This is a genomic window from Paenibacillus sp. P36 (assembly GCF_045866505.1).
Lineage (GTDB): Bacteria > Bacillota > Bacilli > Paenibacillales > NBRC-103111 > Paenibacillus_E > Paenibacillus_E chondroitinus.
The window spans coordinates 7,459,869-7,471,582 of sequence record NZ_AP038372.1 but is presented as its reverse complement, the minus strand read 5'-3'; the positions used below and the strand labels follow the sequence as shown (position 1 = coordinate 7,471,582).

Annotated in this window: 7 protein-coding genes; 4 read left to right on the top strand and 3 right to left on the bottom strand. The window is 49.7% G+C overall.

What is annotated here, in order from left to right:
- Positions 1-16: 16 nt before the first annotated feature.
- Both ACKTT9_RS32745 and asd read right to left on the bottom strand, forming a co-directional pair.
- Positions 17-1,270 carry an MFS transporter gene (locus ACKTT9_RS32745; protein ID WP_407869291.1) on the bottom strand — a complete coding sequence of 418 codons (1,254 nt, stop codon included), beginning with the start codon at positions 1,268-1,270 and terminating at the stop codon, positions 17-19.
- Positions 1,271-1,285: 15 nt separating this feature from the next.
- Positions 1,286-2,074: an archaetidylserine decarboxylase gene (gene asd / locus ACKTT9_RS32740; RefSeq protein WP_127456566.1), complete on the bottom strand. Its 789-nt coding sequence runs from the start codon at positions 2,072-2,074 to the stop codon at positions 1,286-1,288.
- A 223-nt stretch (positions 2,075-2,297) separates the two neighbouring features.
- Here asd and ACKTT9_RS32735 point away from each other — a divergent pair, with 223 nt between their 5' ends.
- Together ACKTT9_RS32735 and nagZ are read left to right on the top strand one after the other, a co-directional pair.
- Positions 2,298-2,594 carry a transposase gene (locus ACKTT9_RS32735; RefSeq protein WP_407869290.1) on the top strand — a complete coding sequence of 99 codons (297 nt, stop codon included), beginning with the start codon at positions 2,298-2,300 and terminating at the stop codon, positions 2,592-2,594.
- 90 nt (positions 2,595-2,684) lie between these two features.
- Positions 2,685-3,971, top strand: a complete 1,287-nt coding sequence (gene nagZ, locus ACKTT9_RS32730) for a beta-N-acetylhexosaminidase (RefSeq protein WP_407869289.1) — start codon at positions 2,685-2,687, stop codon at positions 3,969-3,971.
- Between the two features lie 319 nt (positions 3,972-4,290).
- On the opposite strand, the gene ACKTT9_RS32725 is transcribed toward nagZ, so the two are convergent.
- Positions 4,291-5,391, bottom strand: coding sequence for a YheC/YheD family protein (locus tag ACKTT9_RS32725; RefSeq protein ID WP_407869288.1), 1,101 nt, complete (start codon positions 5,389-5,391; stop codon positions 4,291-4,293).
- Between the two features lie 200 nt (positions 5,392-5,591).
- Here ACKTT9_RS32725 and ACKTT9_RS32720 point away from each other — a divergent pair, with 200 nt between their 5' ends.
- On the top strand, positions 5,592-6,758 hold the full coding sequence (locus ACKTT9_RS32720; protein WP_407869287.1) for a glycosyltransferase family 4 protein: 1,167 nt from the start codon (positions 5,592-5,594) through the stop codon (positions 6,756-6,758).
- A 103-nt stretch (positions 6,759-6,861) separates the two neighbouring features.
- A complete protein-coding gene (locus ACKTT9_RS32715) occupies positions 6,862-11,622 on the top strand; it encodes a WIAG-tail domain (RefSeq protein ID WP_407869286.1) in 4,761 nt (1,586 codons plus the stop codon).
- Positions 11,623-11,714 lie beyond the last annotated feature (92 nt).

The following is an 11,714-nucleotide window of genomic DNA, read 5'->3' as shown; positions in this document are numbered from 1 at the left end:
GAGCAAGGTTTTTGTTTTAATTCTGTTCCTCCGTCCATTCTTTTAGCTTACGGTCAGAAGGGAGAAGGAAGGTCAGAATCCCGAGAAGCGGCAGGAACGCGCATAATTCCATCACATGCGTCGTACCGATCGCATCGCAGAGATTTCCAAGAACGACACTGCCGATACCGCCAAGTCCGAAGGCGAGCCCGGTAATTAGGCCGGATACGGTTCCTACTTTGCCAGGGAACAGGCTTTGGGCATAAACAACGGTAACGGAGAAGCTGGATAATTGAATGACGCCGATGACGACAAGTAAAATATAAGACCAAGTAATCCCAACATGCGGCAGCAGCAATGCGAATGGCGCTGAGCCTAGCATGGAGAAGAAAATGACATTGCGCTTACCGAACCGGTCCGCGATCGGACCGCCAAAAAAAGTACCTACAGCGCCGGCTGCGAGGAACAAGAAGATGAAGTCCTGCGCACGGTTGATGGATAAGCCGTATGTATCATGCAAGAAGAAAGCGAAGTAACCACTCATTGCAGCACCGTACCATGAACGGACGAATACAAGGAAAATCAATACATAGATAGCGAAAAACACACGTTTGCGATGCACGGGATTGACGGTCCGCTTCACAGTAGACTTGGCTCTAACCGGAGTCGTTGCGAGCTCGGCTTTGTACCAGCGAGCAATGAACATCTGAACGGCTATCGCAATCGCAGCAACGCCTGTGAACCATATGGAGCCGAAAAGTCCGAGCGGAATGAAAATCCATTTGGTCATGATCGGCGCCAAGGATTGGCCGAAGTTACCGCCCACCTGGAAGATGGACTGTGCCAAGCCTTTGCGTCCTCCGGCGGCCATATGCGACACTCGTGAGCCTTCCGGATGGAAAGCAGCGGAGCCAAGCCCCACAAAGCATACAGACAGCAGCACAACCCAATACGAGTGAGCGAAGGCTAACAGCAGCATCCCGGTAAGGGTCGATGCCATGCCAATCGGCAGCAGATAGGGTGATGGCTTGCGGTCCGAGTATAAGCCGACTACGGGCTGCATGATGGAAGCCGTGAAGTTGATGGCGAACTGTACCCAACCGACTTGGGCATAACTTAATCCCATTTCACTTTTCAAAATGGGGAAGATGGCGGGAATGACGGATTGGATAGAGTCATTCAGCAAATGGACAAGGCCGATGGCAAACAGTATCCGGTAAACAGTTGGTTTGATATCTCCTGCACCCTGCAAGCTATTGGATTTGGGAGATGGTGTTGTTATGGCAGCCATGATGCGCTCCTCTCGCTATTTATCTAGGAAACGGCCGAGGTCTTCTCCCATTTTCACTTTGGAACCAAGCTTAAGGTCTGGGCGAGGTTCAAACATATCATCTTCAAAAAGCAGCACAACGGTTGAGCCGAACTCGAAATAAGCCAGCTCTTGACCGCGCTCCAATGTTTTGGGAAGCGGTTTGACATACTGAATCGAGCTCACGTTCAGCGCTCCGACCTTAACGACAGCAACTTCACCTGTATGATGCTGAATGAAAGTGATTAATCGCTCATTGCGACTAAGAACTCGCTTCATGTGGCGAAGGCCGAATTCGTTCACCGGATACACTTTGCCGAGCACGTGCTCTTTTTCAAGGATGTCCCCCGTAATCGGAGAATGAATGCGGTGATAATCGGTTGGGCTTAAATACAGGACGAAATAGAAGCCGTTTTTGTAATTGACTGTACGGGGCGACCGGTTAAGCAGCTCCTCAATGGTGTAATCTTGACCTTTGACGTTGACGATCAAGCCGTCTTTAATGTCCCCGATCCCAGTAATCATGGCATCAACCGGACTTACGACGCGCGTCTCGTCTTCGTGAATCGGGCGTAAACCCGGCTTTAAGCGGCGAGTAAAGAAATCATTTAGGGATTTGTAATCTTTTACATGCTTCTCAGCATCTTCAATACGTATACCGTAAGTTTGGGCAAAACGGGGAATGAACATCCGGCTTGCTCTGGACCTGGCAAAAGCTCCTGTCACTTGGGATACCCATTTACGTGAGGAGAGCTCGGTTAGCAATTTGAAGAACGGTTTTGACATAAATTAACTCCTGTTCATTCGTGGTTAGGCGGGCTTTTGACCAACGTTCAAGTTTCTTCAAAGATGCCTGTTTATGGTTCTTCGCTAATCTTGCCACAGAAAGGTAAAAGAATCAATTGTCGAATGAAGAAGAAACGGCAAGGTAGGCGGCTAAAAAAATAGTCTGAAGGCTGTTTGAGGTGAAATATGCTTGTCAATGCTGTTAATGAGGTGAACGGGTACAATGTCTATTATGATTATATTGATTCTGTTACTAATTCCAGCCTGCATGCTAGTTGGCTCATGGATGTTCATAAGCTGCCGTATTTGGTTTCATATTCTGGCAATGGTCAGTGCATATGTCTTTGGTATTATTTCCGCTTTGGCGGTTAATGACATATTACGGGACGATACGGTATTTATGACGAATATTCATGGCGTTTTCAACAACCAATTATTCCTTTTAAGCGGAGGTTATTTGGGATGTTACGGGATCTACTTAATGTGGAAACGGCTGCTAATAGAGATTAGGAAAGAGTAGTTCTGTGTTATTTGTAACAACGTCCTATGTAACTATTTCATTTGGCACATCGTCTAATAGGCATGACTTATTATAAAGGCAGGTGTTAGAGTGAATTTTGTAATTCCTAGATATACCAAGAGTATGATGTGTGCGGCTGTGTTATCTCTTTTTTTAGCGGGGTGTGCATCTTCTCCAAAAGATAACACGTCTTCAGCCGCACCCCTGTCCCCATCGCCGTCTGCTTCTGCTCCGGCAGCTACGCCAGTCTCTACGCCAGTTCCTACTGTAGCGCCGACTCCAAGTCCAACGCCTTCAAACCCGACGGCAGGCTTGTCACTGGACGAAAAGCTGGGACAGATGATCTTGGCCGGCATCGACGGATACAGCGTAAATGCGAATACCCAAGCGTTGATTTCAACGTACCACGTGGGAGGCATTATTTTATATAAGCCAAATGTCAAAGATTCAAACCAATTGGTTTCGCTGGTGAATGAACTGAAGCAAAAAAATGCAAAAAATAAGCAGCCGCTCTGGATCGGTGTGGACGAGGAGGGCGGAAGGGTAACACGGCTGCCGGAGGAGCTTCAGAAAACGCCAACGAATCAGGAGATCGGCAAGACGAATAACAAGACGTATGCCTATAACATCGGCAATTTGATCGGTTCAGAGCTTCGTGCGTATGGATTAAACGTTGATTTCGCTCCTGTGCTGGATATTAACAGCAATCCGAAAAATCCGGTGATCGGCGACCGTTCTTTTGGAGCAAACGCTGCTGTTGTCAACGTTATGGGTATTCAAGAAATGAAGGGGCTGCGAGATCAGCAGATCACGTCAGTCGTTAAGCATTTCCCGGGGCATGGCGATACATCGGTTGATTCGCATGTAGGGCTGCCCATTGTCCAGAACGATTTGGACAGATTGCGTAAGCTTGAATTAATCCCTTTCGCGGAAGCTTTTAAACAAGACGCAGATGCTGTGATGGTTGCCCATATTTTGCTGCCCAAAGTGGACGGACAGAACCCGGCATCGATGTCGAAGAAAATCATGACGGACTTGCTGCGCAAGGAGATGGGCTTCCAAGGTGTAATCATGACCGATGACATGACGATGGGAGCCATTGAACAAAACTATGATATCAGCGCTTCCGCTGTAAAATCCGTTTTGGCCGGAGCTAATGTGATTATGGTCGGACATGACTACAATAAAGTTGTAAAAGTGATTGAGGCGCTGCGACAAGCTGTTCAGGATAAGCGGATTCCGATGGAAACGATCGATCAGAGCGTAGCAAGAATTCAGAAGCTGAAGCAAAAATATAAACTGAAGGATGAAAGCGTCGGTTCAGTTGATGTAGCCGCCCTCAATCAAGCTGTTAAGAAAGTGCTAAGTACGAAATAGCACAAATAAAAAGAGTGCCCCTAGTCATGTTATGACCCCTGGGCACTCTTTTTGATTTTTGGGGAAGAAGCGGGACCCATGTGGTGTCATTTTGAGTGCGATGGAGAGCTTGTGGAGAGGGAGGGGAACTACAGGGTGCTATTTGCGGCGAATGGGCTAAATTGGCAGTTTTAGGGGAACTACAATGTTCTATTTACGCGCATTTGCCGTCAAATAGCTTAAAATCGGGGGATTAGCGGATCCTAGTTCCCTTTGATTTCCCAATTCGCTGTGTTTCGCCAAAATAGGGAACGTAGTTCCCATAGTAGTGCGGTATGGGCTAATAAACCGGCGTACCGCCATCCAACAAATATTTGGCGTAAGCCATGGGGTTATAGTAGGTGGCTTTCCATTCTTCCAGCATGTTCGCTTCTCGGAAACTATAACGCTGATCTTTGCCGTTGCATTCAATGAATAGAGGATAACCATCCGTGGTGATCCCGATATCTAGTCCGAGATCGGCCAAATGCGGCAAATGCCTGCTTAGAAACCTCGCTACCTGAAGGGCGAACTCTGAAATTTGTTCACACACCGCGCGGGAATTCAGCGACGGATAGTCGGCCGCCAAAATTTCCGTCAACGTCCTCACTTGGCCTCCTTGTGCCACATTGGTCAAGAACAGCTTGCGTGAAGCGACCTTGGCAACGATTCCTGTCACGCCCCAATCGCCACAGGCTCCGCGCTGCACAGATACACGCATGTCGAAGGGACGTTTGTCATAGGTAGCCAAAGGCAGGCGCTGCTGCACGAGGTAGGCGCGGCTTTGGATTTTGCGCCGCAGGGTTAACGGCAGTTGTTTGCGAAAGTTGACCTGCCGCCAAACTTTATTGCTGATTTTCAGTGTCGCGGGATAAACAAGCTGCCAGCCCGTGGTGGTTCGGTCCATTTTCATAACACCGCGCCCGATGCTGGAGTTCGTTGGTTTGATAATGATAGAGTCGTAGGCACTCATCATGACTTTCATATTTTTGAGGGTGGCGGGGTAGGTGCCGGGCAGATGGGGTCTGATGGTGTCATCCAGCAGCAATATTTCGTGAATTTGCAGCTTGCTGTACCGATTCCATCGGTTAAAAACGTGAATGCCGTGCTGTGTCCAACTTTCCAGCTCCTGATCGGAGGTGGCGTCCAAGTAAATGGCGCGGTTATGAATGATTTTCGGCAGGGCAATCCATTCACGCACATATCGAGTCCCTCTTTGCACATAGGCATGAACTCTCATCGTATGAATGTGAACATCCTGCATACGGAAGTAGCAAGGGGTGATGCCAAATTGTTTGCCAGCGTCACTGTAAAAATGGATGGCTTCATATTTTGTGTTCCCTAGGGGAATGCCTTCGTATAAGGAATCGTTCACTAATATACCCACATAGGGATTGACCATCTACTTCACTCCTTAGAGTTTTTCGCCAGAAAAACTGGCTTGCCAACACGCCGCGACACGATAGAGGCTCCTTTACAGCTTATGGAAAAGCAGTGCAGCTTGTTTGTACGGATGCTGATACTTTTGCGCAAGTATCGGACAGCTGCCCAAACTTTGCCTGTATATCCGCATATGTATAGAAGAGGAAGGGGGAGTTACGTGTGAGCCAGAGACCTATGCGTGTTGTCATTGTTACGCCAGGTTCTTTTCCCATTCCCTCAGGAAAAAGCTCTTCGGTTGAACAGGTTGTCCAAAAAACGGCCGAAAAGCTCGTTACATTTATGCCCGTTTGTGTTCTGGGGAGAAGAACGAAGTATCAACCAAGAAGTGAAATGCGGGAAGGATGTACGTATATAAGGGTTCCTTACGGGGGCTCTCGTTCCTATATTTCCGCCGTCTCTCGGAAAATCGCGATGCGAAAACCCAGTGTCATCCAGGTTGAGAATCGGCCGCATTTCGTGCTCTATCTGCGCAAACGTTTTCCAAGATGCTTCATTAGTCTGGTGCTGCACTCAAAAATATTTATTTCTCTGCCTTATATCTCGCAGAAATATTTGAAGGCATGCCTAGCCGCGGCGGATGTCGTGATCGTCAATAGCGATTATCTCAAGCAGGCGGTGCAGGCGAAAGTACCGTCAGCCGCACATAAAATTGTGACGCAACATTTGGGCGTGGATGTTACCAAATTTACGTCAAGATGGTCTCCGGAGGGGAGTGAATCCCGCGCTCAAATGTTGCAAAAGCTCGGCTATGAGAACCGGAAGATCATTCTTTTCGTAGGTCGGCTTATCCCGAGAAAAGGGGTGCACCATCTGCTCAAAGCGATGAAAACGGTGATTCAGACGGAGCCGAATGCGGTCTTAATTCTAGTCGGCGGTGCCTTCTATGGCTCCAGAAGATCGACGGCTTATGTGAAAAGGCTGTTCCGGGAAGGGAGCAAGATGCCTCAGAATGTGAAATTCGTCCCCTACACCTCACACGCTGACATCCCGAAATGGTATCACCTCGCTGACGTTGTTGCCGTGCCTTCCGAGGAAGGAGAAGCTTTTGGACTCGTAAATATTGAGGCTATGGCTTCTGGAGTTCCCGTCGTAGCGACAAATTCAGGCGGGATCGGCGAAGTGATTAAGAATGGGACGGTCGGGTGTTTAGTTGATTTGGGCAAGATCGAGTCGGACCTGCCTCTTTATTTATTACGTCTTTTGGGAGATGAAGAGCTGAGACGAGCCATGGGGGAGCAAGGTATTCAAAGAGTCGATCAATTGTTCACGTGGGATAAGGCGGCAGAAATAAGGTATGAGTTATACAAGCATAAATTGGGGAGGTAACTATTTATCTGGGTGTCCGCACATTTTTCAGGGCTAACGTACATCTGGGATTGAGCTTGAATATGTTACAAATGACCAATTTATGTGGAATGGAGAGGAGTCTATGAGTAAGCGTAAGAGCAGCAGCAACAGAGAAAGGCCTTATGTGCAAAAAGTGAACTCCCGAACAAATGAGTTGAAATGGCTCGATGAAAGTGAACAGCCTTCACCTGCTCCGGTTAAGCAGGAGAAAGCGGAAACAAGTCCAAAGGTTGCACCCGTCGTTGAAACAAGTATTACTCCCAAAACGACGACGCCCAAAACACCGGCAGTGAAAACGGCGATTGTAGAGCCGGCCAAAGTAAATAAACCCGCAACAGTGGTAAATGTATCTCAGACCTCTGTGCCAGCACCTCCGCTGCTGCTGCTTTCTGAGCGTAAAACAGGCAAATTTGTAAACCCTGTCGTCTATACGGATGATATCGTGGAAGAAGCGATAACTTGGGAGAAAATTGCAAATCGTTCGGTTGACGAAAGTAAAATCAAGCCGCAAAGCATCGGGACTAAAGTCATTAAGGATTTTGCAATCGATCAGTCAAAGTTAGCATCAGCCAGCGTGACGCGTGATAAAATCGCCGGGCACAGCATTTATGATGAACATATCGCTCCACACAGCATCTCCGGTGACAAAATTCAGGATCAAACGATTCCCGGAAGCAAACTGCTGGATAACAGCATCACAGCGGATAAGCTTGCCGATCAAACGATTGATTCCATTAAGATTGCGGACGGCTCCATTTTGTCACAGCATTTATCCGAGTTGGTTATTACGAATGAGCTGATTGACGACCAGTCCATTACAGCTGACAAAATACGTAGCGGTGCAGTGCAAGCCAAACATATTTCCAATTACAGCATCGACACCGCCAAGCTGATGGATGCCGCGATTACAACGGATAAGTTAAGAGATCAAGCTGTTACGGAAGAAAAAATTGCGAATGAAAGCATTTGCTCCGTTCATATCCAGTCCAAAGTTATTTTCAACGAACATTTGGCCGATGGAAGCGTTCAGAGCCGGAGTATTGCGCCAGGTCAAATTGAAGCCGATCACATCGCTGACGGGGCAATCGACAGTTACCATCTGGAAAATCAGATTATTACAGAGGATAAACTCGCTCCTTTATCGGTCACAGAGGAGAAGTTAGCGAATCAAGCTGTTACGAATCAAAAGATCGCCCCGTTGTCGATTGAAGCTAAGCACATCGTGAAGTCTTCGATCCGCACGGAGCACCTCGCAGACGGGTCTATCCAAACCTCACATCTTGCTTCCGGCGTGATTCAATCCGGACATCTGGCAGAGGGTGCGGTACATGCCAAACTGATCCAGGATGGCTCCATTACGGCAGACAAACTAGCAGCAAATGCGGTAGAGGATAAACATATTTTCCCGAAAGCCATTCAAATCGGACATCTCGCTGACAATATCATTTCTAATGCGAAGCTGCAGGATGAATCGATCACCTCTTCGAAGCTGGTAGAAAGCTCGATTGAAGCCAAACATATCCAACAACAGGCGATTCAGAGTGAACATCTTGCCAACAACAGCATATCCAATGCCAAGCTGCAAGATGAGTCGATCACTTCATCCAAGCTGGTTGAAGGCACGGTTGAAGGCAAACATATCCGGCAGCAAGTGATTCAAAACTGGCATCTGGCCGAAGGCATCGTTTCCAGCTCGAAATTGCAAAATCAGTCCATTACATCAAGCCATTTAACGGAGAATCTCATTGAGGAAAGGCATATCAGCGACGGGGCAATCACGCAGCTGCATTTGGCCGATGGGATCATTTCTTCCTCCAAATTGGAAGAGGGAGCTGTGACGACAGATGTATTGGCGGCAGGCAGTGTAGATACGTCGAAGCTGAAGTCGCAAAGCGTGACCTCCGATAAGCTTGCGGTAAGTTCAATCACCGCCGAGCATTTGAACCAAGGTATTGTGGCGAGTGAGCATTTGGCCGAAGGGGCGATTCTTGGTATCCACTTTTCGCCAGAGACGATTGGAACGACACACCTGCTGGATGGGATCATTACGAGTGAGAAGCTGGGGTTAGGCGCTATCCGCTCCGAGCATATCGGAAATGGCGAGATTGGCGCTGAACAAATCGTGGAATCGGCGATTGGGCGCGATCATATTGCTGAAGAGGCCGTGACAACGCAGCATTTGCAGGATCAAACGATTACGACAAGTAAAATTGCTGAAGAAGCGGTGACGGGTACGAAAATTGCTTCCATGAGCATTGAAACTCGCCATCTTCAGGAAAATAGTATCGATGGCAGCCATCTGAAGCCGGGGGCGATTTCGTCCCAGCACTTGGCGCAGGGCTCGATTACACTCAATATTTTTGCTGACAGGAGCTTGGATGGAACGAAGTTAATGGAACAATCCATTACCGGAGAAACGCTTGCGAAAGCGGCAGTCACCGAAGATAAGCTGGCGAATGGCGCCGTTAGTTCGCAGCATATGCAACCTGGAGCAATTTCTACCAGGTCATTGCAGGAGCAAGCCGTAACAACTAGCAAACTAGGTGAGCAGGCTGTGACTGAAGCTAAACTGGCCGATTCCAGCGTAACGGGCCGCAAAATCTCCAATAAGTCTGTGCATAGCGAGCATATTGTTGACGGTGCAATTACGGCAGCGAAGCTGGCTAATGAGAGCATTCATGGCAGTAAGCTGGTAGCCGGTGCGTTAAGCTCAAGGCATTTGGCCGATGGAGCGATCAGCAGCGCGAAGTTGGCAGCACGGGCGATTAGCAGCGAGCACATCGCGGAAGGTGCTGTGACCGGCGCGAAGCTGGCGAAGGAAAGCGTGGATAGCACGAAGCTGACAGCTGGTGCTGTGACCGGCGATAAGCTGGCCGATGGCGCCGTTAGTGGAGCGAAGCTTGGACTTGGCGTAATCGCTAATGAGCATCTGGCAGAAGCGGCGGTCGAAAATAACAACCTTGCGGCAAATTCCGTGGATGGTACCAAAGTGAGCCTTGGCGCGATTAGCAATTATCATCTTGCGGATAGCTCGGTGTATGGCGCGAAATTGGCGACAGGCAGTGTGGACAGCAGCAAGCTGACCGCTGGCGCTGTGAACCATGAGCATATCGTGGACGGAGTGATTGACGCCAGTAAGCTTGCAAAAGGCAGCGTGGACGGCAGCAAAGTGGTTCCAAGCGCAATTCAACGGGAACATTTGGCGGATAGTAGCATTGACTCCACGAAGCTGGCGGAAGGCGCTGTGCTGCGAAGTCATCTGGTGGCAGGGATTGTTGATGCGTCGAAGCTTGCGGACAGCAGTGTCGTTAGCTCTAAGCTGGCAGTAGGCGCTGTAAAAACAGATCATCTGGTTGACGGGGTCATCAATGGAGCGAAGCTGGCACCCGGCAGTGTGGACAGCAGCAAATTGGTGTCCGGCGCCGTGAACAGCGATCACATCGCACCAGGTGCCGTGAACGGCAGCAAGCTGGCGGCGCTTAGCGTGGACGGCAGCAAACTCGTAGATAACGCGGTGAGCAGCGAGCATCTTAGTGTGAGCTCGGTGACAGGCGCGAAACTGGCAACAGGCAGCGTGGACGGCAGTAAACTGGTAGCCGGTGCAGTAAGCAACTACCATCTCGCTGACGGCGTAGTGGATGCTGTGAAGCTGGCGGCAGGCAGTGTCGACGGCAGCAAGTTGACCGCTGGCGCAGTGAACGGCAGCCATATCGTGGATGGCGCGATTGACAGCGGCAAGCTGGCTGCGAACAGCGTAGACAGCAGCAAATTGACCGCTGGCGCAGTCACAGGAGATCATTTGGCGGACGGCACCCTGTTCGGCGCGAAACTGGCGGCAGGCAGCATTGACGGCAGCAAATTAGCCTCCAACGCGATCAGCAGCTACCATTTATCCGCTGGCAGTGTGGATGGCAGCAAGTTGGCAGCCGGTGCGGTGGGCAGCGGACATCTTGCGGAAGGTGCTATAGACGGCGGGAAACTGGCGGCAGGCAGTATCGATAGCAGCAAGCTTGCAGCCGGCGCGGTAAACGGCAGCCATCTTGCGGATGGCGCGATCGACAGCAGTAAACTGGCTGTGAATAGCGTGGACAGCAGTAAATTGGCTCTGGGCGCAGTGACGGCAGATCACTTGGCCGACGGCGCGTTGAGTGGTTCGAAGCTGGCGGCAGGCAGCATCGATGGCAGCATTTTGGCAGCCGGTGCGGTGAGTGGTGAACATCTTGCGGAAGGTGCTTTGAATGGCGCTAAACTCCAAGCGAACAGCATCGATGGCAGCAAGCTGGCTTCCGGCTCGATTAGCGCTTTCCATCTTGGAGCAGGCTCCGTTGACAGTTCCAAACTGGCGGCTAACAGCGTGGATAGCGGCAAGCTGGCGCCAGGCAGTGTGGACGGCAGCAAGTTGGTAGCTAGCTCGATTAGCAGCTTCCATCTGTCGCCGGGCAGTGTAGACAGAGGTAAAATCATCGCCGGCGCCGTTCATGGGGAACATCTGGCTGAGGGCGCAGTCGAAGGTACGAAGCTGGCGGCTGGCAGTGTGGATGAGAGCAAGCTTAGCTTCAATGCCGTGCATACTCCTGCGGCAAAGCCGGCGGCTCTGCAACAATTCGGGTTGGTTCCCTTTGAATTGAAGGTGCAGGACGAAATCGTCGAGGTCACGTTACTCTTTGATGAGCCGTATGCTGATGTTAACTATGTCATCACAGCGACAACCAGCCACTCTTCTTGTTATGCCGTAATCAAACAAAAACAAACGCATTCTGCCCAAATGATTATTGTGCGTTCCCGTTTCTCACCGGACGCGTACGGGATCATAAACTGGATTTCCATAGGAACAAAAGGATAAGGGCTTCCTCCAAAAGGATCGCGTCTCATGTGCGTGATCCTTTTTTTTTGTGTGATTCGCGGAGCTTTTTTTGGATATGTACAATCATTTAT